The sequence below is a fragment of the Psychrosphaera saromensis genome, from assembly GCF_002954545.1.
Taxonomy (GTDB): domain Bacteria; phylum Pseudomonadota; class Gammaproteobacteria; order Enterobacterales; family Alteromonadaceae; genus Psychrosphaera; species Psychrosphaera saromensis.
In genome coordinates, this window is the sequence record NZ_MSCH01000003.1 from 23,072 (window position 1) to 48,868 (window position 25,797).

Here is a 25,797-nt window from a genome sequence, read left to right on the forward strand (position 1 = left end):
AGTCTCAATTATGAAATATATGTATTAAATCTCAGCCATAAAAAAACCGCTTACATGCGGTTTTTTTTATATTTGTCGTTAATTTGAATAACGCCTAACGCTCTGCAATTGCTGTCACGATTGGTGAATCTGCAAACCCGTTACCTGTAGCCCATTCTGCATCACCAGAACCAGCAAAATGTGATGCAGGCATTCGTTTTACGATATATGCACCCGTTTTTGCTGAGCCTGTTTTAATCGCATGACGAACCAAATTTTGACCACCACAAGAAATACCATCGTAAATATCGCGAAGTTTAACTCCGGCTTCTTTTAATTTTTTACGGAATCGACCTTTATTATCAGCTGCAACATTATCACAAATGCCCGCTAATAAAGCGCCAACATCCGCAGATTTAACTGCTGGTGAATAACTAAGCGTCATTACCACCAAAAAACTGGCTAAAATACTTGCAAAAAACTTCATAAAATACCCCTTATTAGTTGCTTCAAATTGAAACTAACATAAAAATATAGGTTATTAAACTTTAATGCAAAAGTTCCCTAATTATTTTTTATTTAGCGTAACAAACTCATATGCAAGAGAATTTTTTTCATCAGCTTGATAGGATTCATGTGAAACTTGTTGCCAATCAGCCACTTCAAGCCAATCAGGGAAACGAGTATCTCCATCCACCTGTAAATCAATAAAGGTCAAATATAAGGTATCTGCTTGAGGTAGAAACTGCTGATAAATATTACCACCACCAATGATCATAACCTCTTCAACATCTGATACTAGCTCTAGAGCTAACTCAGGTGATGAAACGACTTCAACACCATCGTGAGACCATTGTTGATTGCGCGAAATAACAATATTTTTACGCCCAGGTAAAGGTCGACCGATAGATTCGAAAGTACGGCGCCCCATTATTACAGGTTTACCTAACGTAACCTTTTTAAAATGTTGCAAGTCAGCAGGAAGGTGCCAAGGCATGTCATTGTCTTTGCCAATAACCCGATCTTTCGCCATTGCTGCTATTAAAGAGATTTTCGTCATATACTTATTCTTTTAAACGCTATTCGTTGGTATAGACAACATTTGGATGATCATCTTCATCTTCATCATCCCAAACATCATCGTCTTGCTCATCATCTAATGCTTCTGGTTGAGGCGTATCCCATTGGAACATAAGCTTATCGTCAGCATCGGTAACTATCTCTCTTGGCATTAGGTCTAATGCGTCTGAGATATCATTACATAAAGCTTTAGTATTAATACCATTAACCGCTGAAATTTGATAAATAGGACCTTCCCATTCTAGCTCAGCCGCAATTTTCTTACATAATACATCAGCTTCTTCATCAGACATTAAGTCAATTTTATTGAATACTAACCAACGAGGTTTTTCTGCTAATTTCTCACTGTATTTTTTTAGTTCATTTACGATGATTTTAGCGTTTTCAACTGGATCAGACTGATCCATCGGCAAAATATCAACTAAATGCAGTAATACACGACAACGCTCTAAGTGACGTAAAAAACGAATTCCTAAACCTGCACCTTCAGATGCACCTTCAATCAATCCTGGTATATCGGCAATAACAAACGAATTACCCGCTCTTACTACACCAAGATTTGGTACTAAAGTAGTAAACGGATAATCCGCAACTTTAGGTTTAGCTGCAGATACGTTTCTGATAAAGGTAGACTTACCTGCGTTAGGAAGACCTAACATGCCAATATCAGCCAATAATAATAACTCTAATTGTAGCTCTCTAAGTTCACCGTCAGAACCGTTGGTCTTTTGTCTAGGCGCTCGGTTTACACTACTCTTAAAACGGGTATTACCTAAACCGTGGAATCCACCTTTAGCGACTAATAAGCGTTGACCATGTTTAGTCAAATCACCAATAACTTCATTGGTATCTAAGTCTCTTGCTCGAGTTCCAATAGGAACTGGCATAATACAATCTTCACCACGTTGGCCAGTACATTTACGGCCCATGCCGTTTTGACCACGTTGCGCTTTATGGAATCGTTCAAAGCGATAATCAACTAAAGTATTTAGGCCTTCGTCTGCTTCAAGAAATACATCACCGCCATCGCCGCCATCACCACCGTCAGGGCCACCCATTGGAACATATTTTTCGCGACGAAATGATATGGCACCGTTGCCACCATCACCGGCTTCTACTTTAACTTCTACTTCATCTACAAATTTCATATCACGAATAACTCTTATTTTAAGAAGAATTGTAATTATTCAAGTTATTACTCAACAACGCTAACGAGAATACCAAGTTGAATAACTACAACTATATGACTGAACCAAACATCTGCCAAATATTTTGGACATTTGCATTCAATTATTAATACTTATGTTACAAGCGCAAAAACAAAAAACCCCGCAAGCAGCGGGGTTTCAAATTTTGCAAAGGTTAACTGAAATTATTCAGCAACAATACTTACGTATTTACGGTTAAGAGGACCTTTAACGTCGAACTTAACTTTACCTTCTACAGTAGCAAACAATGTATGATCGCGGCCCATGCCAACGTTTGAACCAGCATGGAACTTAGTTCCACGTTGACGAACGATGATGCTGCCAGATAAAACTGATTCGCCACCAAAACGTTTAACACCTAAACGTTTGCTTTCTGAATCACGACCGTTACGAGTACTACCACCAGCCTTTTTATGTGCCATTTTATAGTTCCTCTATTAATTAAGCGTTAATGCCGGTAACTTTCACTTCTGTAAACCACTGACGATGGCCAGCTTGTTTACGTGAATGCTTACGACGCTTAAATTTAACAATTTTCACTTTCTCACCACGACCGTGAGAAACAACTTCAGCTGAAACTTTTCCGCCAGCTACTAATGGAGCGCCAACCTTAACGTCGTCGCCATTAGCTACTAATAACACCTGATCAAACTCAATGATAGAACCAGTTTCTACATCAAGTTTCTCAAGACGAATAGTTTGGCCTTCAGCAACACGGTGTTGTTTACCACCACTTTGGAATACCGCGTACATATTACTCCGTCTCCTGTGCGTTTCTCGCACAAATTAATTCTTTAAAACAGGGCGCGAATTCTAATGGAGATGAAATATAGACGCAAGCATAAATTGACTTAATTTTAAATAAATCGGTAATAATTGGCATATTCATCGATATTTAGCCCAAAATTGCGAAATATTTAAGGGAAATCTATTTTTCCATTAGACCGAGCGCATTATAGTAACAAGAAACTGGGTTAAGTTATTTAGAAATTAAATATATTAAGGTAAGATACGTTCAATTTCAGACTCCAGCAAAAGTTAGTCGATAATAATGAACATCATACAAATTTCAGAGTTAGCAGAACAAGACATGCAGTTAGTTAATCAATGTATTGGCAAGCAGTTAAACTCTGATGTTGCGTTAATCAATCAACTTGGTATGTATATAGTTAATAGTGGCGGTAAAAGAATTCGTCCTATGTTAACGGTATTAGCGGCCAAAGCTCTAAACTACCAAGGTGAAAATCAACATACCCTAGCGGCTATTATTGAATTTATTCATACCGCTACATTATTACATGATGATGTGGTTGACGAATCAACACTGCGCCGCGGTAAACAAACAGCCAACGCTGTATTTGGAAATCAAGCCAGCGTATTAGTTGGTGACTTCTTATATACACGTTCATTTCAAATGATGGTGACATTAGACTCTATGCGCATCATGAATATTCTGGCTGATGCAACCAATGTTATATCTGAGGGCGAAGTACTGCAGTTAATGAACTGTAACGACCCTGACACCACTGAAAAAAGCTATTTTGATGTTATCTACGGAAAAACAGCGCGCCTGTTTGAAGCCACTACACAGCTTGCGGCTATCATTGCCGAAAGTACTCCTGAAGTAGAAGATGCGATGCGTTTATATGGCATGCATTTAGGAACGGCCTTCCAGTTAATTGATGATGTTATGGATTACGCTTCAGAAGCTGAAGATATGGGTAAAAACGTGGGTGACGATTTAGCTGAAGGTAAACCAACACTGCCACTTCTGTATGCTATGTGGAATAGTGAAGGAAAACAAAAACAACAAATCAGCGATGCTATTGAGCACGGTAATGGCATGGAACATCTAACTGATATTTTAGCCACGATGAAACAAACCGGGGCGCTGGAATACACAAAACAAAAAGCAGAAGATGAAGCTGACAAAGCAATTAAAATGTTAGATATCATTCCAGAGTCTAGTTACAAACAAGCGTTAATTGGCTTAGCTAATATTTCGGTAAATAGAACGGCTTAGGCGCGAGTGTCGAGTGTCGAGTGTCGAGTGTCGAGTGTCGAGTGTCGAGTGTCGAGAAAGTAAGCCTTTAAGAAAATTTATGCGCAACTAGTTTATTAGTCAGTAATTATTATTTTATGGTATTCCACACTAAGATTTTCGAAAACACTTTTAATCATTTCCAATAAAAAAGGTGCATTCAATATGCACCTTTTTTGTATCTAAGCTTTTGCTTTACTCGAAGCCCTGCGAGCTAGTAACTCGTCACTCGCAGCTTTCTATCCCTTAAGCAGGGCTATTAACAAAATCTTCACCTAGTTTGATGTCAGCTTTTTTCCAAGCAATAAAAAAGGTGCATTCAATATGCACCTTTTTTTGTATCTAAGCTTTTGCTTTACTCGAAGCCCTGCGAGCTAGTAACTCGTCACTCGCAGCTTTCTATCCCTTAAGCAGGGCTATTAACAAAATCTTCACCTAGTTTGATGTCAGCTTTTAAGCCATCAAGCATTTCAGTTTTACATTTTGTTTCATATTCACTGATATCGCCGTAATGTAAAATTTCTTTTACGCCGTCTTTACCAATTAATACAGGTTGAGCAAAGAAACGTGCATCTTCGCCGTCGCCTTCAACATATGTATATTCATAAACGTCGTCTTCGCCATTTAATGCGTCAACTAAGCTTAAGCAGAAACGTGCAGCTGCAAGTCCCATTGATAATGTAGCAGAACCGCCACCAGCTTTTGCTTCAACAACTTCAGTACCAGCATTTTGGATACGATTAGTTAATTTTTCAATTTCTTCTTGAGTGAAGTCAGCGCCTTCAACTTGAGAAAGTAATGGAAGAATTGTAGTACCACTGTGTCCACCAATAACTGGAACAACGATTTCTTCTACGTCTAAGCCTTTTAATTCAGCAACAAACGTTTCAGCACGGATAACATCAAGTGTTGTAACACCAAACAATTTAGCTGGGTTATATACACCTTTCGCTTTTAATGCTTCTGCAGCAATTGCTACAGTTGTATTAACAGGGTTAGTAATGATAGCAATACAAGCTTCTGGAGCATGATCAGCAATAGCATCTACTAAGTTTTTAACGATACCCGCATTGATGTTGAATAAATCTGAACGATCCATTCCTGGTTTACGTGGAACACCAGCTGGAATTAATACTACGTCAGCACCTTTTAGTGCTTTAGGTAAATCATCAGCACCAAAACCTTCAACTTTTACCGCTGTTGGTATGTGGCTTAAATCAACAGCAACACCTGGAACAACTGGTGCAACGTCATATAACGCTAAATCTGTACCTGCTGGTAATTGCGTTTTTAATAATAAAGATAGAGCTTGACCGATACCGCCTGCGGCGCCTAATACTGCAACTTTCATATTCTTCTCCGAAGTCATTTTGTGTAGAGTACATTTATACGCACAGACCATACTTAAATCTGAGTAAAAACTCAATTAGCATTTAGTCTAAATTAGTATATTTTAGTGAAATACTTTAAACTGCGCTCCTGTTTGAAGGGGGATACATGAGCCAAGTGAAACAAGAAGAATTAATAAAGTCATTTAAAGCACTATTAAAAGAAGAACGATTCGGCTCTCAAGGGGATATTGTAGACGCATTAAAAGGCTTAGGCTTTGATAATGTAAGTCAATCTAAAGTCTCTCGATTACTGTCAAAATTTGGTGCGGTTAGAACCAGAAATGCCAAATTAGAAATGGTGTACTGCTTACCTGCGGAGTTGGGTATGCCTACGGCTAAAAGCCCATTAAGACAGTTAGTACTCGATATAGAACACAATGAATCTATGGTTATAATTCGCACTAGCCCAGGAGCTGCGCAACTTATCGCGCGATTATTAGACTCAGTTGGTAAAGCTGAAGGGGTTTTGGGTACAATTGCTGGCGATGACACTATTTTTATAGCGCCATTAAAAGTAAGCGATATTGAACATACGATTCAAAATATTAGACAATTATTTGAAACTGTCTAAATAGTCTTAAATCTTTAATACCAATTGTACCAATACAATTGGTATTAACGTGCCACTTACATCAACAACCACAATCCATATACAAATTGCAGTTAGTCTATATTTCCTTGGTTTTTAAGGAAATCGATAGACGGAGCAAAAAACGCGGAGCCAGTCTCTGCCGTTGTATAATCCAACATATGATCGTAATTACCTTCATCAGTACCAAATACCATACTATTTAATATACGTTCAAAATAAGTAGGTTGTGCACAATACGATATAAACAATAAGCCTTGAATTGATGCGTTACCGTAAGGCATGCTTTGACGCATTAATTCCAAACCATTACCGTCTTCATCTTTTACATTGGCTCGTTTTACATGGGCAGTTTCTGGCATTTCTTCTTTCGACATTTCAATGTCATCTATTTTGGTACGGCCAATGATCAACTCTTGATCTTCCGTCGGAACTTGATCCCAACGAGCCAAATTATGGCGATAACGCTGAACATGTAAATAGCTACCTGCGGCAAATGCCCCTTCTTTAACCAGTGCAACTTCTCTACGACTGCGCCCTTTTGGGTTTTCAGTACCGTCGACAAATCCGGTTAAATCTCGGCCATCTAAATAACGAAAACAAGGCACTTGCTCAATTAACTCTATCATTTCACCGAACAAACTCACCAAACGCTGACATGCTATATAATTCACATCTTGTCTATCCGATCTTAACTGCACAAATAAATCTATCGATTCTGCAGGCATATATCTATCATCATGGTTAATGGCTGTAAAAGGCTTTAACCCCTCAGGTTTTTTATCTGGATAAAGTTCATCCCAAAACGTTGCCCCTATCGCAATAACGCCACTGAACATAGCTTCAGAAAATTGCTCATTAAGCTCTTCAAATATTTTAGGTAACTGAGTTAATGCTTCTCGTATTACTGGTTCATAACCGTCATGCGCATTAAAAAACAAATGAAGCCCATGTAAATTTGCCTCAGAGCAAATACCCCATTGTTCTCTTGCCATGCTAGCCCCTTATTACATTTATGAAGTTATTATAATTAATAAACTGTGATCAAAACTATACGATACCGACCGAGCGGTCTATACTGTCCACACCCATTACGAATACTTTACATTATCAATGCGAATACTTCTTTTATTTATAGTACTTTTATTTTCAGCCTCAGCAAAAACAGCGACTGAAGAGTTTGAATTTCAATCTGCTGGATTAGTCGGTTTAGGCCATGCTTTTTATAGTGTGACCTTTTACGATAAACACACCTACTCTATTGGTCTTGGTTATGTACCTGAGTTGTCGGATCATGATGATATGACATTAATCAGTTTAAAGTATAGATATACTCTAAGTAAAACGTATCAACTAGATATAATGGACCATAAAATACAGTGGCGACCTTATAGTTTTTCGGTCACTCTCTTACGTGGTGAAGATAATGATATCTATAAAAAATTACCGGATGAAATCCCTGCCAACTATTACCAACCAACAGCTAGGCGTTTAATATTTAGTATGCAGACCAACTTTCTTATTAAAGACAATGTTGAAGTTTACTGGGATTGGAGTGTATTAGAAGTAGGTTTGGTTAATTACGCAAGAAATTTTGAGTTTTACCGTGATAATTATAGGTTCCTTGGTCTTGAAGGGATAGTGAGTTACGGCGTTGGTTTTAGGGTGAAATTATAATGAAGTTATTTATGCAATCGGTCAATAGAGTTATATTTGTTGCCATTATTACAATGCTAGTTGCATCGTGTAAGTTTGATATTTCCCCATGGGAAACCGATGTAGGTTGCGCTACCTTAAATTTAGAAAAAAACTTGGCCTGGTTAAGTGAAATAGAACAAGCAAGCCCAGATCAAGACTCATTCAGCGTTGCTGTTATTGGCGATCCTCAGCAGTACCCTGGTGATTTAGAACTTACGGTTAAAAAGATCAATAACATTGATAAGATTGATTTCATCGTGTTACTCGGCGATTTAGCGGAAACTGGCGTAGAAAAAGAGTATGAGTGGACTTGTAAAGCAGCTAGCCATTCTACCAAGCCAATCTTGGCTGTAATTGGCAATCACGATGGACTTGCGTATGGACCAGTCATTTGGCTAGAAACTATAGGTCCCTATGATTACTCGTTTACCTATAAAAATACCAAATTCGTTGCGTATAACGATAATAAATATGAATTTGAAGATGTACCTGACAAAGAATGGCTAGAAGATGAAGCCAGTATCGCTATTGGTGAGGTTCGTAATCATACAATAGGCATGTCTCATATAGAGCCTTGGGACAGTGAGCCTACGCTTACTGATGATTTAAAATCATTTGGATTTGATCATATGTTTCATGCTCACAATCATAAATTTGATTACTGGCAAAAAACTGAAGTTCAATTACCCCACTTTATAACTGCAAACACGTTAGACGTTAAATATGGTATTGCGAATATTACACCTGACGCTATATCCATAGAACAATGTGAACCTGAATGCACCACCGTATTACCAACTAATAGATAATCGATAGGTAAACATTTCAATAATTACAGTTTTTGGTATTTTTTATTACAAGAATATGACACTTGTCATATTCCTGTAACATTTGTGTTTTTTAATAGTATCAACTTAAATAAGACTAACGTTTTATTACGTACATCTATTATTAACTAGTTCCTTATAAAGGCTCCTCAAATGAAAATGCTTAAAACAATACTAGCAACAGCTGTTATCTCTGCTTCAATTACTCCAGCTTTAGCTAACACCGACGTATACGGCAAACTAAATGTATCTCTGCAAAGCTCAGACAGCGGTGACGGCGCAGTTTCAGAGCTTAAAAGCAACTCTTCACGCTTTGGCCTAAAAGGAATAACTCAGTTAGAAGACGGCTTATCATTAATTTACAAATATGAATTTCAAGTTGATGTCACTGATGAGTCTAAAGAAGAAAACCTTAAATCACGTAACCAATATATTGGTTTAAAAGGTAACTTTGGTGAAGTGTTATTAGGTCGTAATGATACTGTCTTAAAACAGTCACAAGGTAAGTTTGACCTTTTCTCTGATTATGAAGCCGATATAAAAAACCTTGGCTGGAAAGGTGAAAATCGCGCTAATGACTCTGTCACCTATAAAACACCGAAGTTTAATGATTTCCAATTTGGTTTAACTTACATCCTTGACGAAGAAAACGAAGATGCATCAACATCATTCTCTGCAACCTACGGTGATGGCGCACTGAAAAAAAGCAAGTACTATGCTGCCGTAGCGGTAGACAGTGAAGTGGGTGGCTATGACTCTACTCGTATCACTTTAGGGACTAAACTGTCTGATGTTAAATTAGGCTTAATGTTTCAAACTCAAGAATCGGTTGAAACGGGTGTTGATAAATCAGGTGTAATGTTAAGTGCTGACTACAAAATCGGTTTATATAACTTAAAAGGCCAATACCAAACATTAGAAGATGACGCTGGCATTTCAGTTGGAGCGGACCGTAAACTGGGTAAAAGTACCAAAGTATTTGCCTTCTATACCACCTTTACTCCTGATGTTGGTGACGACGCGTCTTATCTTGCTTTAGGCTTAGAACATAAGTTTTAACCAAATATAAATCCCTTACTACCTGTTATGTAAGTTAAAAATAAAACCGCCTTGTGCGGTTTTTTTATGTCCTGGATTCAAGAAACATTCAAGTTTTATTAAATATAAGTTATAAACTAACTCTAGTGTCATAAAAGTGTCATAATTATTAGACATACTGAGCTCACTGAATAATTTCAACATCATTCCAATTGAATTTTGTATAACCTATTGAAAAAGATTAACAATGATGAATAAAATTTTGATTATCGAAGACGAAGCACCTATTAGGGAAATGCTCGTTTTTATACTAGAACAAAATGGTTACCAAGCTCTTGAAGCGGGTAGCTTTGAAGAAGCTCAGCGTCACTTAGTAGAGCCTGTACCTGTATTAATATTACTTGACTGGATGTTGCCGGATATTAGCGGCATTCAAATTGCCAAGTCGTTAAAACAAGGTGACTTAACCAAACATATCCCAATTATTATGTTAACCGCCAAAGGCGAAGAAGAAGACAAAATAAAAGGTTTAGAAGTTGGTGCAGACGACTACATGACGAAACCATTTTCACCAAAAGAATTGATGGCGAGAATTAAAGCTGTATTACGTAGAGTAGCGCCTACAGCCATTGAAGAAGCAGTTGAAGCCGACGGTATAATCCTTGATCCCGTATCTCACCGTGTTACTGTGCACAACAAATTGGTAGACCTTGGTCCTACTGAATTCAGATTACTTCATTTTTTCATGACTCACCCAGACCGTGTTTATAGCCGAGAACAGCTACTAGACCATGTATGGGGAACCAACGTTTACGTTGAAGACCGTACGGTTGATGTCCAGATAAGACGATTAAGAAAAGCCATTGGCGAAGTTAATACCATGATCCAGACGGTACGAGGCTCAGGGTATCGTTTCTCTAAAATGACATAAAGAATTAACAAATGCGTCAATTACCAAGCAGTAAAAATTTGTTTATAAAGGTGGTGATATTCTTACTGCCTTTTTTCTTAATAGGGATGTTTTTTAACGCCCCTATTGAGAGCCTTTGTATTGGACTTGTTTGTCTAATCGTTTGGCATTATCACCAACTGTCTCTACTTATTGACTGGTTATGGAAAAAACGAGGCGCATACCCACCTGCATCTAAAGGTATTTGGGCCGATGTTTTTGACGGCATCTATCAGCAGCAACGTAAACATAGAAAAAAACGCAATGAGCTAACGGTATTAGTTAGGCGTTTTCGTTTAGGTGCTGAATCTCTGCCAGACGCAGCTTTAGTATTCAACAATGACAGAACCTTAGTTTGGTGTAATTCTTTAGCGCAAAAAATGCTAGGATTTAAATGGCCAGAAGATATGGGAAACCGTATCGATAACTTCTTACGCCAGCCAGAGTTTATTGAGTACTTAGAATTAGAAAATTACGAAAAACCATTTGAATTCCCCTCCCCGGTAAATGAACTCACTATATTAGAGTGTCGAATCGCGCCATTTGAAAAAGACAAATGGACCTTGATAGCCCGAGACATCACTCAAATAAAACAAATTGAACAAATGCGTAAAGACTTTATTGCTAACGTATCTCACGAATTAAGAACACCACTAACCGTTATGCGTGGTTACTTAGAGCTATTAACTGAATCTGACGTGCCAGAAGCCGCTATTTGGAAAAAAGCGCATGCCATGATGAATGAGCAAACTATTAGAATGGATGGGTTAGTGAATCAATTATTAACCCTAACAAAATTAGAAAACAAACAATTTGTGTTGGCTCAAAGTAAAGTCAATGTAGCGCGTTTACTGCAAATGATTGCAGAGGAAGCAAAAACACTTTCTGACAACAAGCACATAATAAATTTGGATATAGAGCCGAATTTATTTATCAGCAGCAGCGAAGAGCAAATACGCAGCGCATTTTCTAATTTAATCTTTAACGCAGCAAGGTACACACCTGCGGGCAAGAGCATCAATATTAGTTGGAAAGCGTTAGATAATGGTGGAGCTAGATTTGTCTGTCGTGATACTGGCGATGGTATACCAGCCGAGCATTTATCCCGTTTAACAGAACGATTTTATCGTGTGAATCAGGCAAGAACGCGTGACTCTGGAGGGTCTGGTCTTGGCTTATCAATTGTTAAGCATATCTTAGCAAATCATAATTCAGACTTAGAGATCTCAAGTCAGGTGAATGTTGGTAGTACCTTCTCTTTCACTATCCCCGCTCAGTTTATTGTTAAAGAGTAATTAATAACCAAATGTCCACTATAGCTCCAGGAAAAACAATACAACCCAGCTAACAATTGAGCTTAAGTGGCTAGATATGATTAAAAAACGACTAAACAGTCGTTAAAACCAGTCCATTAATAGACAAAAATATAAATTGCCGTTATGTTAAGGAACGTTTACCTTTCATATTGTGCAATATAAATAGCCCCTAATGAAATATTGCTAGGTGACGGTCAGTTACTCACTTTGTCACTGATTTTATATCTGGAGAGCGATTTGAATATTAAGCCTAACAAAAACGACCAACTAACATCTTCAACACAAAATAACGTTGCAGTTTTAGACATAGGTTCAAATAGTTTTCACCTCATCATAGTTAGCCTAAATCCAAATGAATTAAGTATATTACATAAAGCTAAGTACAAGGTTGGACTGGCTGAAGACTTAATTAATACTGGATTACTCAGCCATCAAGCCATTTCAAATGGCTTAGAGGCGCTCAAAAAGATCAACACTGTGGTAGATAGTTACCCAATTGACCATGTCAGAATTATTGCAACCCAGGCATTACGTAGCGCTAAAAATACAGAAGATTTTATTAGCCAGGCTGGAAAAGTGTTTCCTTACCCTATCGAAGTTATCTCAGGTAAAGAAGAAGCACGCTTAATTTATAAAGGTGTGGTTAGTCGAGAGCAAGCTAGTGATGTTCAATTGGTTATTGATATTGGTGGTGGTTCTTCAGAGTTCGTTATCGGACAAAGCATACAAGCTAAGTTACTCAATAGTATTAATATTGGCTGTGTCAGTTTCACCAACCAATTTTTTAGTCATGGTGAGCTTACTGAACATGCATTTAACCAAGCAATTGAGGCTGCCTGTAAAGAAATAGAACCTATTTCATCTGAATATATAACACATGGTTGGGATGTTTGCTTTGGTACATCAGGTTCAATTGAGAGTATTTTCTCTGTTATGCAAATGATGAAAATTGGCAACCAAGTCAACCTTCACAATTTAGAAACATTAATGTCACAAATCATCACATTTAAATCCGCTAACTTGCTTAAGTTGGGTGTCATTAATGAAGATAGAAAATGTGTTTTCCCTGCGGGCTTAGCAATATTAATAGCTATGTTCCGTACCTTAAAGATTGACCAAATGGCGTTTTCACAAGCTGATCTCGGCCAAGGTGTTGCCTTTGAACTCATGGATCAACAAGATTAATTAATATTAATAACGTTTAAACCCTGCCTTCTACTTACCGCTTTTTCTAGCCTTTTCAAAGTCATTGTTACAAACAAAGACACTTATGTATTTACTAATATTTAATAATTGTTCAGTTAAATTCACTTTGTAATATTTTTGACATATAACCCGAATATGATGAACGCAGCTTTTTAAGAAACAACTATTTTTATAACGAAACCTTTAACCCATTGCCAAATATATAAACTTGGCAGGAGTAAAATATGAAATTAAAAACATTGTTCAGCGTATTAGGTTTTACCTTAACTACGTTAGTATCTACATCAACTATGGCTGTTGATAAAGAAATTGCCGACTACGAAAAAACAAGCGGTATCTCAGGTAACCTTTCAACGGTTGGTTCTGATACTCTTGCTAACATGATGACATTTTGGGCTGAAGAATTTAAACGTCTATACCCAAATGTAAATATACAAATTCAAGCAGCTGGTTCTTCTACTGCTCCTCCGGCATTAACGGAAGGGACGTCTAACTTTGGTCCTATGAGCCGTAAAATGAAGTCAAAAGAAATTGAGTCTTTTGAAAAACGCTTTGGATATAAGCCAACTGCAATTCCAGTTGCTATTGACGCGCTTGCCGTATTTGTACATAAAGACAATCCAATTAAAGGATTAAAAATCTCAGAAGTAGACGCTATTTTTTCTGCTACACGTAAGTGTGGTAGCGACCAAGATATCTCTCGTTGGGGCGACACTGGTTTAACAGGTCAATGGGCTGCGAAAGACATTCAATTGTACGGACGTAATTCAGTTTCTGGTACATACGGTTACTTTAAAAAGAAAGCATTATGTAAAGGTGACTTCAAAAACAACGTAAACGAACAACCTGGTTCAGCGTCTGTTGTACAGTCAGTATCTTCATCATTAAATGGTATCGGTTACTCTGGTATCGGTTACAAAACGTCTGGTGTTAGAGCTATCGCATTAGCGAAAAAAGGCACTAACTACGTTGAAGCTAACATGGAAAATGCAGTGTCTGGTAAATACCCGTTATCTCGTTTCCTTTATGTTTATGTAAACAAACACCCAAACAAACCGCTTTCTCCAATGGAAACTGAGTTTGTTAAAATGGTACTTTCACAACAAGGTCAGCAAATTGTAGAAAAAGATGGATACATTCCATTACCTGCAAAAGTTGTAGCCAAACAGCTTAAAGTACTTGGCTTAAACTAATACCCACGTTTGTAGGTATAAGCCACTCATAAAAAAACCGAGCATAGCTCGGTTTTTTTATACTTTAAATTTACATTATAAACTTCAGCACGCTTCTTCTAAATCAACAATAATATCTGACGCTAAGTCTTCTAAAGCATCGGCAATAACATCAGCATTCATACCTGTAGGCAAATACACTTTTGCTATCGCATGAAATAAACCACCTCCCCAATTGGGTGCAGTTTGACGACTACTAACAAACTGAATAATACTGCCACCTTTGTGGGTAATTATACTTGCAAGTTCTTGGACGATACCTTTGCGATCGTTGCCCGTAATAACAAATTCAATTTCTTGGCCAGCAGGTAACTCTTCTCCAGCTGCATCATGGATTTCAATTTTCAATTCATCAATATTGGAAAGAGCTAATGTTAATGCTTGGATATTCTCAGCAGCAACTTCGATTTCTACTACGCCAGCAAAGTAACCGCTTAAGTGAGATAAGTTACTCACTAACCAGTTTGCATTATGATCAACTAAAGCGTTGGAAAGCATTTCTACCAATCCCAATCTGTCCTTACCAATCACTGTCAAAATAAGTCGTTTCATTAAACTTTTAGCCCCTACTGCCTTTTTTAAACGTCTCCAGAGTATTAACGGTAAAGTATAAATAATCCAGAAAGCGAATGCATAAAAACCCAATACGCTACTTGAGGATTGATTTTTAATCAAATTTTTATTTTACATTATCAAATTATTACATTGGTAGATGACTTATGTCACATAACTGTAACATTAGCGCCATATACTAGCGTCAATCAAAACTAAGTTGGATTTTTAGATGTCTAGAACTTCAGACAATGCTTTAAAAACAGAGTCGACTAGGTTACTCAAAGACAAAGTAGCCAAGTATGGTGTAACCGCAGGTGGCATAATGGTTTTATGCGCTTTGTTACTAATATTCTTTTACCTTCTTTATATCGTAAAACCGGTTTTTAATGCAGCCGAGATTGAACCGATCACTAATATAGAAAAGCTGACACAAACTTATGCAAGTGTCGCGGTAGAAGAGCAAAATGAAATCGCGTTTGCTCTGACAGAAAAAGGCTTAATTGATTTTTACGCGTTAACGGGTGACAAAGCCGGACAATTAATCTTGTCTGAAAATATCCCAGAAACCAGTGAAATAACCGCATTTGATGCAAGTGCACCTCAAAAAGGGCTGTACGGCTACATCAATGATCAATCCGAATTATTGATCACAAAGCCAGACTTTAGAGTTACATTCCCAAATGACAAAAGACAGCTTATGCCTTATATGAGCTACCCTTTTGGCGAAAGCGCTATACCGTTAGACACTGAAAGCTTATTTACCATTAACAGCTTCTCATTTGCCACTGACGAAGAGTCTATTGGTTTAATTCATCAGCATTCTGATTCAAAAGTATTCTTCACCAAATTGGAAGGTGAAGAAGACATGTTTACCGAAGAAATTGAGTGGACCTCAAGCTCAACTGAATTAACTCAAGTGAATGGCAACATTCTACATACACTTGTATCTCCTGATTTGTCTCGTGCATTTATCATTACCACTAATCAGTTATATGTATTTAATACCCGTGACTCAAGTGATGTATCGCTGCTTTATAACGTCAACTTAATTGCTAAGTTAAATTCAAATATTAAAGTGACGGCGGCAAACTTATTAGCTGGCGCAAACTCAGTTATCGTAGGCTTTAGTAACGGTGTGCTTGAACAGTGGTTTGAAACCAACAGCGACCAAGGCCGTGACTTTGTTAAGGTTCGTCAATTTGAATTATCAGGTGAAGCTAAGGGGTCTGCGGTTCAAGCTATTTACCCAGAGTTTTATCGTCGTACTTTCCTTGCCACAACGGAATCAGGTCATATCAACCTTTTCCACACCACCTCAGAAGCAGAATTATGGCAAGGTAAACTAGCTGACGGAAAAATTGATTCGTTGGCGTTTTCACCTCGCTCAAATGCTGTTATTTCAATTGCCAACGATACGTTAAACATTTCAAAAGTTGAAAATGAACACCCTGAAGTAACGTGGTCTGGATTATGGCAAGAAGTTTGGTATGAAGGTTATCCTGAAGCCGACTACGTTTGGCAGTCATCTTCAGCCAGTGATGACTTTGAATCAAAATTCAGCTTAGTACCAATTTCGTTTGGCACCTTAAAAGCGGCTATGTACGCTATGTTATTTGCCGTTCCTATTGGTTTATCGGCTGCTATCTACACAGCTTACTTTATGGCTCCAAATGTTCGTAAATTTGTTAAACCTACCGTAGAAATTATGGAAGCCTTACCTACTGTAATTCTAGGCTTCCTTGCGGGATTGTGGTTAGCCCCTGTGATTGAGGAACATCTGCCCGGGGTCGTATTGTTGTTAATACTATTGCCTATTTCAATTTTATTAACCGCGTTTGCTTGGCACAATTTACCGCAAAAAATCAAAAATGCGGTTCCACAAGGCTGGGATTCAATCGTATTGTTACCAGTGGTTGTTATTGTTTCTTATGTATCATTTGGTCTGAGTCCACTTGTTGAGGAATGGTTATTTGATGGTAATACACGTTTATACATTACTAACGAGCTGGGAATTACTTTTGACCAACGTAACTCATTAATTGTTGGTATCGCTATGGGCTTTGCTGTTATTCCAACCATCTTCTCTATTGCAGAAGACGCGGTATTCAGCGTACCTAAAACACTTTCAAACGGTTCATTAGCCCTTGGTGCAACCCAATGGCAAACCTTAGTTAAAGTGGTATTACTAACCGCCAGTCCAGGTATATTTTCAGCCGTCATGATGGGCTTAGGCCGCGCAGTTGGTGAAACTATGATTGTGCTTATGGCAACCGGTAATACACCAATTATGGATTGGAGCATCTTTGAAGGTATGCGTACCTTATCAGCCAACATAGCGGTAGAAATGCCTGAGTCTGAAGTGGGTAGTTCACATTACCGCATCTTATTCTTAGCCGCCTTTGTACTATTTATATTTACTTTTGTGGTAAACACCATCGCCGAATTTGTGCGCCAACGTTTACGCGAAAAGTACAGTTCACTTTAACCCGTAACTTGAAGATATCAGGAGTATAACAATGAAATTATGGTTCAAGTCTGGGTCACCGTGGGTATGGATGACAGCTGGTGCAGTTAGTGTCAGTTTAATATCCGTTATTGGCTTATTACTATTAATCGCAAGCCGTGGCCTATCTTATTTTTGGCCGGCAGATATCCATCAATTTGATATAGTCACTCAATCGGGTGCGAATAAAACAATTATTGGTGAGATATACGAAAAAGAACAAGTACCTACTCAACAACTTGTTGAATCTGGTGTTTTATTTAAAGAAGCACAAGGTGAGACAGTAGAGAGATTTTTGATTAAAACCGGTAACCGTGAATATGTTGATTTAGACTTTCAGTGGTTACTAACTACGTATATTAAACAAGAGTCTACACCAACTGGCTTAGCGGTTTTTGAACGCAGTAAAAATGGTAACTTTTATGGTTACTTAGACAGTATTGTCCAAGACGGCAAGGTTATTACTGACAATAAAAATGAATTATTAATTGAGCTAATAGATCGTGCCGTTGAGTTAAATGACAAAGCATTGGATTTACAAAACGGTGAAATTGGTGCGATTAACTACGAGTTTGAAAGGCTTAGACTTAAGCAAAGAAAACATGAACTAGACGGTGATTTAACCGATCAAATAAAACTCGATATAACAGCACAACGTGATGCACTTCAAGCTGAATACCTCACGTATGAAAAGCAGTTGTTTGAATATCGTAATTTAGCAAAACGTGACACTGTTATCGTTAAAGATATGCGTGGCGAATTAGTTACCTTACCGCTAAATTATATACTAGATGTTATTTTTCCAAATGACATGTCCACTATAGAAAAGGTTGGACAGTTTGGTAAACAAATTGGCAAATTTATTGTTGATGACCCACGTGAAGCTAATACTGAAGGTGGCGTATTCCCTGCTATATTCGGTACGGTTTTCATGGTGATGTTGATGGCTGTTATTGTAACGCCGTTTGGGGTTATCGCTGCGGTTTACTTACATGAATATGCAGGTAACGGCGCAATTACTAAAATCATCCGTATTTCGGTTATTAACTTAGCGGGTGTACCGTCTATTGTTTATGGTGTATTTGGTTTAGGCTTCTTTGTTTATATGTTTGGTGGCTCGATAGACCAACTATTTTATCCAGAAGCGTTACCGGGTCCAACATTTGGTACTCCTGGTATGCTTTGGTCAGCCTTAACATTGGCTATATTAACCTTACCTGTGGTTATTGTTTCAACCGAAGAAGGCTTATCTCGAATTCCTGGTTCATTACGTCAAGGTTCACTTGCGTTAGGCGCAACAAAAGCTGAGACGTTATGGCGTATAGTTATTCCTATGGCGAGCCCTGCAATAATGACAGGTTTAATACTTGCTGTTGCACGAGCTGCCGGTGAAGTAGCCCCGTTAATGTTAGTTGGCGTAGTAAAAATGGCACCAACATTACCGCTTGATGGTAACTTCCCATTTGTGCATTTAGACCGTAAGTTTATGCATTTAGGTTTCCACATTTATGATGTTGGTTTCCAAAGTCCAAATGTTGAAGCGGCAAGACCATTAGTTTATGCAACATCCTTTTTACTGGTCTCCGTTATTGTCGCTTTAAACATAACTGCCATTGGCATACGTAACCATTTACGTGAAAAATATAAAGCGCTAGACCATTAATACACTAGTAATAGATTAGTAAAGCGGTATTTATAACCATTGAGTGTAAATACCGTTACAACAAATTAAAACGATTAAGTGAGTAAGACATGATTTCCATGGCACCTGATATGAGTAATAAAAAGTCATCAATAATAGATTTGAATAACTTACAAGAGCAACAAATCGCCCTTAGAATTCAAAACCTAAATTTATTTTATGCAGAGAAACAAGCTTTAGAAAATATCACCATGAATATCCCTAAAGGCCAAGTTACTGCGTTTATCGGCCCATCTGGTTGTGGTAAGTCAACGTTATTACGTTGTATCAATCGTATGAACGACTTAGTAGATACTTGTAAGATTGATGGTCAAATCCTTTTACATAGCCAAAATATTTACGACAAGTCTGTAGACGTTGCCTCTTTACGTCGTAAAGTTGGAATGGTATTTCAACGCCCTAACCCATTCCCTAAAAGTATTTATGAAAATGTCGTATACGGTCTACGCTTACAAGGTGTGAGTGACCGTCGTGTGTTAGACGAAGTAGTTGAAAACGCCTTACGTAATGCGGCACTTTGGAATGAAGTAAAAGACCGTTTACACGACAGTGCCTTAGGTTTATCTGGTGGACAACAGCAAAGACTGGTAATTGCTCGTGCCATTGCTATTGAGCCAGAAGTATTATTGTTAGATGAACCAACATCAGCACTTGATCCAATCTCAACCTTAACCATTGAAGAATTGATCACAGAGTTAAAAAATAAATACACAGTGGTTATTGTTACTCATAACATGCAACAAGCGGCTCGAGTTTCTGATCAAACGGCCTTTATGTATATGGGTCAGTTAATTGAACATGCTGATACAAACACATTATTTACAACACCAAGTAAGAAGAAAACAGAAGATTATATTACTGGCCGTTACGGCTAGTAATATCGAATTACTCCTTAGCGGTTTTTAACTCGATACTTGGCATAGCAAAATTTAACAAAGGTAAGACGATGGAATTTAATATAAACAAACATATATCTGGTCAGTTTAACGATGAATTAGAGCAGATCAGAAACGACGTATTAAAAATGGGTGGACTTGTTGAGCAGCAACTTACCAATGCACTTAACGCCGTTAATAAAAGCGACAGAGATTTAGCTAAACAAGTTTTAGAGTCGGATTACCTAGTAAATAAAATGGATGTTCAAATCGACGAAGACTGCACCCGCATTATTGCTAAACGCCAACCCGCCGCTTCTGACTTACGTTTAGTATTAGCCATTATCAAAACCATTACTGACCTAGAACGTATTGGTGATGAAGCCAAACGCATTGCTAAAGTTGCCCTTGAGTCGTTTAATAAAACACAGCAAGAATTCTTAGTTTCTATGGATGGAATGGGAAGAAAAGCCATTGCTATGCTGCATGATGTATTGGATGCCTTTGCCAGAATGGATGTTGATGCGGCGTTTGACGTACACAAAGCCGATAAAGAATTAGACCGTGAATACGAAGGTATTGCGCGTCAATTAATGACTCATATGATGGAAGACCCTCGTTCAATTCCAAAAATAATGGACGTTTTATGGTCGGTTCGTTCTTTGGAGCGTATTGGTGATAGATGCCAAAACATCTCTGAGTACGTTATTTACTTTGTAAAAGGTAAAGATGTTCGTCATACGTCAGAAGATGATATTAAACAAAACATCCTAAGCTAGCCCTAAAGTTAACAGGACAAGTAGTAGCTTATTATAGTGCACTTTTCATATAGCCAATAAAAACGCCTATTTCAGGCGTTTTTTTGTGCTTAATGTTTTTTTATTACCATTTTGTTACATAAACTATAATCTCGTCACATAAATGTAACATTACGGACATATAATCTACTCTTGTTGACATGCATCATTAATTAAATCGCAGAAACAACTAAACAGGTGTGACATGGTCACGTCTACAAGTTACAATTCGCTCGTTTTTACCAACCCCAAAAAGGTATAAAAATATGGCCTCTAATTCAATACTTGGCTTATTTGCAAAATCTCCTCTAAAAGCATTAGAAGAGCACATTAATAAAGTACACAGTTCGGCTAAATTACTAGTTCCGTTTTTTGAAGCTGTCTTTGTAGACGATTGGAAAACCGCTGCAAAAATTCGTGAAGAAATATCACAACTAGAAAAGCAAGCTGACGTACTTAAACGTGAGATCAGAATGAATTTACCACGTGGTTTATTCATGCCTGTTGAGCGTACTGATATTCTCGAGCTTGTTACTCAACAAGACAAGATAGCTAACAAAGCTAAAGATATTTCTGGGCGATTCTTAGGGCGCGAACTTTCAGTTCCTAAGTCAATACAAACAGAATTCAAAGCTTTTGTTCAACGCAACATTGATGCGACGAAACAAGCTAGAAATGCTATCAACGAAATGGACGAATTACTTGAAACTGGTTTTAAAGGCCGTGAAGTAGACTTAGTTGAAAACATGATAACTGAATTGGATGCGATAGAAGATGATACCGATCGCATGCAAATTGCCATACGTTTACAACTTAAACAGTTGGAAAGCGAATTAAATCCTATTGATGTGATGGTGACTTACCGCATGATTGAATGGATTGGTGAGTTGGCCGATTTGGCCGAACGAGTAGGTTCACGTCTTGAGCTTATGCTTGCACGTTAATCTCAAACGTTCTTTTATTAATTAAAAATTAGGTTAAATCTATGGATTTTTTCGCAACGTACGGTGTAATGCTGGTAATAACGGCAGCAGTAGTCGGATTTTTTATGGCTTGGGGCATAGGTGCCAATGACGTAGCAAATGCTATGGGCACTTCTGTAGGCTCTAAAGCACTTACTATTAAACAAGCAATTGTTATCGCGATGATATTTGAATTTGCCGGCGCTTATTTAGCTGGCGGTGAAGTTACTTCAACTATTCGCAAAGGTATCATTGACTCAGCAATGTTTGTCAATAACGCAGACTTACTGGTTATTGGTATGATCTCAGCTCTTTTATCAGCGGCTATTTGGTTAGCGGTAGCATCTTACTTAGGTTGGCCAGTATCTACCACTCACTCAATTGTTGGCGCCATAGTTGGTTTTGCTGCATTTGGTGTAGGAATGGATGCAGTTAACTGGGGTAAAGTTGGCGGTATTGTATTAAGTTGGATTGTGACGCCTGCCCTGTCAGGTATTCTTGCTTACGTTATCTTTATGTCCGCACAACGTTTGATATTCAATACTAAAAACCCGTTAGAAAATGCAAAGAAATATGTACCTTTTTACATGTTCCTAGCTGGTTTTATTATGTCACTTATTACCATTCAAAAAGGTCTTAAGCATGTAATAAAATCGAGTGACTTTGCAATTAGCACATTTGAAACTTACTTGTACGCTGTTTTAGTCGGTCTTCTTGTGGCGTTAGTGGGGAAATACTTTATTAGTAAAATAAAGATGGATCCTAAAGCTGACAAGAAAATGCACTTCAATAATGTTGAAAAAATCTTTTCAGTATTAATGGTTATAACAGCATGTTGTATGGCGTTTGCTCACGGCTCTAATGACGTTGCGAATGCAATTGGTCCTTTGGCTGCAGTTGTAAGCATAGTTGCTAACGACGGTGAAATCGCTGCAAAATCAACATTAGCGTGGTGGATATTACCACTTGGTGGATTTGGTATTGTTGCTGGTCTAGCATTATTTGGTCATAGAGTTATTAAAACAATTGGTACAGGTATTACTCACCTTACACCAAGCCGAGGTTTTGCTGCTGAATTAGCGGCTGCGACAACCGTTATTATTGCATCAGGTACTGGTCTTCCTATCTCTACTACTCAAACCTTAGTAGGTGCGGTATTAGGTGTTGGTCTAGCTCGTGGAATTGCAGCTCTTAATATGGGTGTTGTAAGAAACATCGTTGTATCTTGGGTCATCACCTTACCTATTGGTGCAGGCCTTGCGATTATCTGTTTTGTAATATTAAAAGCAATATTTGGCATCGCATAAATACTCAAATGTACACTTAATTGGTGTACACCAATTAAAAAAACCAGCTTCGGCTGGTTTTTTTATGGCCTAGTTATGACCTTTTAAAAATTACCCACTCATAATTTACCTATAATAGAAACTTAATCTATACTTGTCCTGCAACTTATAAATAATATAAACAAGGACAGTTATGACTCACATCACTCTTTTAATATTATGCATTTGCTTAGCTGTAATGCCTTCACAAACATTAGCGCAGTCGGTCAAGCCTAATATCATGTTATCCAAAACTACCTCTTTAGAAAGCATACAAGGCGATGAACAATATAATAAATATATTCTCAAAGACTACCTAGTAAGTGAAAAGCTAGATGGAGTAAGAGGGTATTGGAATGGTCAACGTTTATTGTCACGTACAGGTAAAGTTATTAATGCACCAGCTTGGTTTATTAAAGACTTTCCGAATATAAAATTGGAAGGTGAATTGTGGACAGCTAGAGGTCAATTTGATTTAGTCTCAGGTATTATTCGCAAACAAACACCTGTAGATAGTGACTGGCAAAAAGTGAAGTTTATGTTATTTGATGCGCCAGACTCAAAACTCATTTTCAGCCAACGACTCGACTACATAAAAAACCAGATCACGCCTTTGAAGCTGCCTTGGCTCAAACTAATAGACCATAAATCCTTTACCGAATTCAGCCAGCTTAAAACCTATTATGAAAGCGTGATCAACAATAATGGCGAAGGTGTCATGTTAAACAAAGCCAATGCCTATTATCAAACTGGCCGTACCGACAATATAAAAAAACTAAAACCTTTCACAGACAAAGAAGCAATAGTAGTAAAACACTTAACGGGGAAAGGGAAATACAAGAATATGATGGGCTCATTGTTAGTAAAAGATAAAAACGGCAGAGAGTTCAAAATAGGCAGCGGCTTTAGTGACCAGCAAAGACTACAGCCACCTAAAATTGGCGACATCATCAGTTATCGTTACACAGGCACCACAAAAACAGGATTACCAAGGTTTCCGGTGTTTATTAGGGTTAGAACGGATATGGAAGAGTTGTAGGGGTGAGTTGGCGAGTGACGAGTTTCGAGCTTCGAGTGGCGAGTTTCGAGTTTCGAGAAATAGGCTGTAAGCTGTAAGCTGTAAGCTGTAAGCTGTAAGCTGTAAGCTGTAAGCTGTAAGGCAAATATTATAAATACGTACTGAAAGCATACTACTAATATTAATTTGTATTTAGATTAGCTCTGAGCAGTTTTATTAGGGGCTTCTAGTTCACATTTTCGCTTGCAAAAGCAAACTCGTTAATAGATGTTAGACACTTAAAGGAAATGTACGTAAATACAGTAAACTTGGAACTAATAAGTTTTGGAAATAAGAAAATTAAATACTCTCAGGGGTTTGGCTGCACTAATTGTATTTATTACACACTTTAGCGACGAAACAAACTGGCTTGGAGGTATTCTAGGAGGCGCAGCTGGGCAATATGGCGTCATGCTGTTTTTTCTATTAAGCGGTTTTCTAATGTCTCACCATTATTTTGAACAAGACTTCAACAAACAAAATATACAGAAGTACTTCCTTGCTAGGTTGGCTAGGGTACTTCCGTTATATTTATTAATTGTATTTTGCTCATATTTTTTGTCTTTGTGGGACATCCAAACGCTATACAATATTACAACGACCGAAGAATTAATATCCCATTTAACCTTTATCTATGGTGACAGTGTTCTCTGGACCATCTCCCCTGAAATACAATTCTATTTAATATTTCCCTTATTTTGGTATTTGGCTGTAAATAGAGTTGGATATATTTATGTGTTGATCATAGCCGTGCTTATTATTTTATTTTTAACCAACTTCCCTCGCTTAAGCGGCGACTTACACGGTGTTAAATATAACATTTTTAATGTACTCAGAAGCCTTCCATATTTTTTTATTGGGCTAATAATGGGCATGCATTATAAGGCATTCAAAGTACCTCAATATCTTAATAAAAATTGGTTTGTGCTTACTCTTTTATTAATCCCATTAATGTATCCAGAGTTCACTCCTGTAACCACAGATGCCAACAAGAGAATGTGGTTAAGTTACGAGGTGTTACTGGTGATGAGTTCGGTGTTTTTTGCTATTGTTTTTTTAGTGCCAAATAACAATATATTACTAGCGAATAGCGTTGGGGATTTTTTTGGGAAAATATCATACTCGTTATACTTGCTGCATCTGCCAATTATTGTTCAAGTTAATAATCTTAATATTTCAATAGAATTTAAGCTTCTAACCTCTACCATCCTTAGTATTACAATTGCTTACTTATCGTATATGTATCTTGAAAAGCCAACCGCCAAGTATATTCGAAATAAAATCTTTAAAAAAACCGGTAAATTAGATTATTAAGTCCGTCTGCAATTCATAGTTTAATTTAACCCTGACTCGTTTTATTTAAACGATGCGAAGAAATATGCCTTATAAAAACAAAATCTCTTTTAAAAAAATTTACAAAAAATGCCAGCATAAGCTGGCATTCTCTAATCGTAAATCTTAGTAATT

Annotated in this window: 25 protein-coding genes; 17 read left to right on the forward strand and 8 right to left on the reverse strand. The window is 37.6% G+C overall.

Going from position 1 to position 25,797, the window contains the following annotated elements:
- Positions 1-94: 94 nt before the first annotated feature.
- The 5 genes from BTO11_RS00120 to rplU all read right to left on the reverse strand — a co-directional run bounded on the left by BTO11_RS00120 (position 95) and on the right by rplU (position 3,020).
- Positions 95-466 carry a DUF3718 domain-containing protein gene (locus BTO11_RS00120; protein ID WP_105050669.1) on the reverse strand — a complete coding sequence of 124 codons (372 nt, stop codon included), beginning with the start codon at positions 464-466 and terminating at the stop codon, positions 95-97.
- An 81-nt stretch (positions 467-547) separates the two neighbouring features.
- Positions 548-1,039, reverse strand: a complete 492-nt coding sequence (gene folA, locus BTO11_RS00125) for a type 3 dihydrofolate reductase (protein ID WP_105050670.1) — start codon at positions 1,037-1,039, stop codon at positions 548-550.
- A 19-nt stretch (positions 1,040-1,058) separates the two neighbouring features.
- The gene (gene cgtA, locus BTO11_RS00130) at positions 1,059-2,207 is read right to left on the reverse strand and encodes an Obg family GTPase CgtA (protein WP_105050671.1); all 1,149 of its coding nucleotides are present in this window, start codon (positions 2,205-2,207) and stop codon (positions 1,059-1,061) included.
- Between the two features lie 224 nt (positions 2,208-2,431).
- On the reverse strand, positions 2,432-2,689 hold the full coding sequence (gene rpmA / locus BTO11_RS00135) for a 50S ribosomal protein L27 (protein ID WP_105050672.1): 258 nt from the start codon (positions 2,687-2,689) through the stop codon (positions 2,432-2,434).
- A 19-nt stretch (positions 2,690-2,708) separates the two neighbouring features.
- Positions 2,709-3,020, reverse strand: a complete 312-nt coding sequence (gene rplU / locus BTO11_RS00140) for a 50S ribosomal protein L21 (RefSeq protein WP_105050673.1) — start codon at positions 3,018-3,020, stop codon at positions 2,709-2,711.
- 298 nt (positions 3,021-3,318) lie between these two features.
- On the opposite strand from rplU, the gene ispB reads away from it, so the two are divergent.
- Positions 3,319-4,290 carry an octaprenyl diphosphate synthase gene (ispB, locus tag BTO11_RS00145; RefSeq protein ID WP_105050674.1) on the forward strand — a complete coding sequence of 324 codons (972 nt, stop codon included), beginning with the start codon at positions 3,319-3,321 and terminating at the stop codon, positions 4,288-4,290.
- A 424-nt stretch (positions 4,291-4,714) separates the two neighbouring features.
- On the opposite strand, the gene mdh is transcribed toward ispB, so the two are convergent.
- Positions 4,715-5,659 carry a malate dehydrogenase gene (gene mdh, locus BTO11_RS00150; protein ID WP_105050675.1) on the reverse strand — a complete coding sequence of 315 codons (945 nt, stop codon included), beginning with the start codon at positions 5,657-5,659 and terminating at the stop codon, positions 4,715-4,717.
- Positions 5,660-5,805: 146 nt separating this feature from the next.
- On the opposite strand from mdh, the gene argR reads away from it, so the two are divergent.
- On the forward strand, positions 5,806-6,270 hold the full coding sequence (gene argR / locus BTO11_RS00155) for a transcriptional regulator ArgR (RefSeq protein WP_105050676.1): 465 nt from the start codon (positions 5,806-5,808) through the stop codon (positions 6,268-6,270).
- A 92-nt stretch (positions 6,271-6,362) separates the two neighbouring features.
- On the opposite strand, the gene BTO11_RS00160 is transcribed toward argR, so the two are convergent.
- Positions 6,363-7,283, reverse strand: coding sequence for a Dyp-type peroxidase (locus tag BTO11_RS00160; protein ID WP_105050677.1), 921 nt, complete (start codon positions 7,281-7,283; stop codon positions 6,363-6,365).
- Between the two features lie 118 nt (positions 7,284-7,401).
- Between BTO11_RS00160 and BTO11_RS00165 the strand changes: the two genes are divergently transcribed.
- The 7 genes from BTO11_RS00165 (at position 7,402) to BTO11_RS00195 (ending at position 14,515) form a co-directional block, all read left to right on the forward strand.
- On the forward strand, positions 7,402-7,965 hold the full coding sequence (locus BTO11_RS00165; protein WP_105050678.1) for a hypothetical protein: 564 nt from the start codon (positions 7,402-7,404) through the stop codon (positions 7,963-7,965).
- Entirely contained in the window at positions 7,965-8,795 is an 831-nt protein-coding gene (locus tag BTO11_RS00170) for a metallophosphoesterase family protein (RefSeq protein WP_105050679.1), read from the forward strand. The genes BTO11_RS00165 and BTO11_RS00170 overlap by 1 nt, the downstream gene beginning before the upstream one ends.
- Before the next feature lie 171 nt (positions 8,796-8,966).
- Positions 8,967-9,872, forward strand: a complete 906-nt coding sequence (locus BTO11_RS00175; protein ID WP_105050680.1) for a porin — start codon at positions 8,967-8,969, stop codon at positions 9,870-9,872.
- Positions 9,873-10,098: 226 nt separating this feature from the next.
- On the forward strand, positions 10,099-10,782 hold the full coding sequence (gene phoB / locus BTO11_RS00180; RefSeq protein ID WP_105050681.1) for a phosphate regulon transcriptional regulator PhoB: 684 nt from the start codon (positions 10,099-10,101) through the stop codon (positions 10,780-10,782).
- Between the two features lie 11 nt (positions 10,783-10,793).
- Positions 10,794-12,095 carry a phosphate regulon sensor histidine kinase PhoR gene (phoR, locus tag BTO11_RS00185; RefSeq protein ID WP_105050682.1) on the forward strand — a complete coding sequence of 434 codons (1,302 nt, stop codon included), beginning with the start codon at positions 10,794-10,796 and terminating at the stop codon, positions 12,093-12,095.
- A gap of 258 nt (positions 12,096-12,353) precedes the next feature.
- Positions 12,354-13,301 carry a Ppx/GppA family phosphatase gene (locus BTO11_RS00190; RefSeq protein WP_181135801.1) on the forward strand — a complete coding sequence of 316 codons (948 nt, stop codon included), beginning with the start codon at positions 12,354-12,356 and terminating at the stop codon, positions 13,299-13,301.
- Positions 13,302-13,546: 245 nt separating this feature from the next.
- Positions 13,547-14,515, forward strand: a complete 969-nt coding sequence (locus tag BTO11_RS00195; RefSeq protein ID WP_105050684.1) for a PstS family phosphate ABC transporter substrate-binding protein — start codon at positions 13,547-13,549, stop codon at positions 14,513-14,515.
- Between the two features lie 84 nt (positions 14,516-14,599).
- On the opposite strand, the gene BTO11_RS00200 is transcribed toward BTO11_RS00195, so the two are convergent.
- A complete protein-coding gene (locus BTO11_RS00200) occupies positions 14,600-15,106 on the reverse strand; it encodes a glycine cleavage system transcriptional repressor (protein WP_105050685.1) in 507 nt (168 codons plus the stop codon).
- Positions 15,107-15,338: 232 nt separating this feature from the next.
- On the opposite strand from BTO11_RS00200, the gene BTO11_RS00205 reads away from it, so the two are divergent.
- The 8 genes from BTO11_RS00205 to BTO11_RS00240 all read left to right on the forward strand — a co-directional run bounded on the left by BTO11_RS00205 (position 15,339) and on the right by BTO11_RS00240 (position 25,644).
- A complete protein-coding gene (locus BTO11_RS00205; protein ID WP_229793410.1) occupies positions 15,339-17,594 on the forward strand; it encodes an ABC transporter permease subunit in 2,256 nt (751 codons plus the stop codon).
- A gap of 31 nt (positions 17,595-17,625) precedes the next feature.
- Complete coding sequence (gene pstA, locus BTO11_RS00210) at positions 17,626-19,275, forward strand: phosphate ABC transporter permease PstA (RefSeq protein WP_105050686.1); 1,650 nt, start codon at positions 17,626-17,628, stop codon at positions 19,273-19,275.
- 89 nt (positions 19,276-19,364) lie between these two features.
- Positions 19,365-20,189: a phosphate ABC transporter ATP-binding protein PstB gene (gene pstB, locus BTO11_RS00215; RefSeq protein ID WP_105050687.1), complete on the forward strand. Its 825-nt coding sequence runs from the start codon at positions 19,365-19,367 to the stop codon at positions 20,187-20,189.
- A gap of 71 nt (positions 20,190-20,260) precedes the next feature.
- A complete protein-coding gene (gene phoU / locus BTO11_RS00220; RefSeq protein ID WP_105050688.1) occupies positions 20,261-20,968 on the forward strand; it encodes a phosphate signaling complex protein PhoU in 708 nt (235 codons plus the stop codon).
- 284 nt (positions 20,969-21,252) lie between these two features.
- Complete coding sequence (locus tag BTO11_RS00225) at positions 21,253-21,930, forward strand: TIGR00153 family protein (RefSeq protein WP_105050689.1); 678 nt, start codon at positions 21,253-21,255, stop codon at positions 21,928-21,930.
- A gap of 41 nt (positions 21,931-21,971) precedes the next feature.
- On the forward strand, positions 21,972-23,255 hold the full coding sequence (locus BTO11_RS00230) for an inorganic phosphate transporter (protein WP_105050690.1): 1,284 nt from the start codon (positions 21,972-21,974) through the stop codon (positions 23,253-23,255).
- A gap of 172 nt (positions 23,256-23,427) precedes the next feature.
- Positions 23,428-24,312, forward strand: a complete 885-nt coding sequence (locus BTO11_RS00235; RefSeq protein ID WP_105050691.1) for a DNA ligase — start codon at positions 23,428-23,430, stop codon at positions 24,310-24,312.
- Positions 24,313-24,615: 303 nt separating this feature from the next.
- Entirely contained in the window at positions 24,616-25,644 is a 1,029-nt protein-coding gene (locus tag BTO11_RS00240; protein WP_105050692.1) for an acyltransferase family protein, read from the forward strand.
- The last annotated feature ends 153 nt before the right edge of the window (positions 25,645-25,797 follow it).

Coding starts and splice junctions, on each gene's coding strand:
- BTO11_RS00200 (WP_105050685.1), bottom strand. CDS start 15,106: ATGAAACGACTTATTTTGACAGTGATTGGTAAGGACAGATTGGGATTG.
- ispB (WP_105050674.1), top strand. CDS start 3,319: ATGAACATCATACAAATTTCAGAGTTAGCAGAACAAGACATGCAGTTA.
- BTO11_RS00170 (WP_105050679.1), top strand. CDS start 7,965: ATGAAGTTATTTATGCAATCGGTCAATAGAGTTATATTTGTTGCCATT.
- folA (WP_105050670.1), bottom strand. CDS start 1,039: ATGACGAAAATCTCTTTAATAGCAGCAATGGCGAAAGATCGGGTTATT.
- pstA (WP_105050686.1), top strand. CDS start 17,626: ATGAAATTATGGTTCAAGTCTGGGTCACCGTGGGTATGGATGACAGCT.
- argR (WP_105050676.1), top strand. CDS start 5,806: ATGAGCCAAGTGAAACAAGAAGAATTAATAAAGTCATTTAAAGCACTA.
- mdh (WP_105050675.1), bottom strand. CDS start 5,659: ATGAAAGTTGCAGTATTAGGCGCCGCAGGCGGTATCGGTCAAGCTCTA.
- rplU (WP_105050673.1), bottom strand. CDS start 3,020: ATGTACGCGGTATTCCAAAGTGGTGGTAAACAACACCGTGTTGCTGAA.
- BTO11_RS00205 (WP_229793410.1), top strand. CDS start 15,339: ATGTCTAGAACTTCAGACAATGCTTTAAAAACAGAGTCGACTAGGTTA.
- phoB (WP_105050681.1), top strand. CDS start 10,099: ATGATGAATAAAATTTTGATTATCGAAGACGAAGCACCTATTAGGGAA.
- BTO11_RS00175 (WP_105050680.1), top strand. CDS start 8,967: ATGAAAATGCTTAAAACAATACTAGCAACAGCTGTTATCTCTGCTTCA.
- rpmA (WP_105050672.1), bottom strand. CDS start 2,689: ATGGCACATAAAAAGGCTGGTGGTAGTACTCGTAACGGTCGTGATTCA.
- BTO11_RS00230 (WP_105050690.1), top strand. CDS start 21,972: ATGGATTTTTTCGCAACGTACGGTGTAATGCTGGTAATAACGGCAGCA.
- phoR (WP_105050682.1), top strand. CDS start 10,794: ATGCGTCAATTACCAAGCAGTAAAAATTTGTTTATAAAGGTGGTGATA.
- BTO11_RS00120 (WP_105050669.1), bottom strand. CDS start 466: ATGAAGTTTTTTGCAAGTATTTTAGCCAGTTTTTTGGTGGTAATGACG.
- BTO11_RS00195 (WP_105050684.1), top strand. CDS start 13,547: ATGAAATTAAAAACATTGTTCAGCGTATTAGGTTTTACCTTAACTACG.
- BTO11_RS00235 (WP_105050691.1), top strand. CDS start 23,428: ATGACTCACATCACTCTTTTAATATTATGCATTTGCTTAGCTGTAATG.
- BTO11_RS00160 (WP_105050677.1), bottom strand. CDS start 7,283: ATGGCAAGAGAACAATGGGGTATTTGCTCTGAGGCAAATTTACATGGG.
- cgtA (WP_105050671.1), bottom strand. CDS start 2,207: ATGAAATTTGTAGATGAAGTAGAAGTTAAAGTAGAAGCCGGTGATGGT.
- phoU (WP_105050688.1), top strand. CDS start 20,261: ATGGAATTTAATATAAACAAACATATATCTGGTCAGTTTAACGATGAA.
- pstB (WP_105050687.1), top strand. CDS start 19,365: ATGATTTCCATGGCACCTGATATGAGTAATAAAAAGTCATCAATAATA.
- BTO11_RS00165 (WP_105050678.1), top strand. CDS start 7,402: ATGCGAATACTTCTTTTATTTATAGTACTTTTATTTTCAGCCTCAGCA.
- BTO11_RS00225 (WP_105050689.1), top strand. CDS start 21,253: ATGGCCTCTAATTCAATACTTGGCTTATTTGCAAAATCTCCTCTAAAA.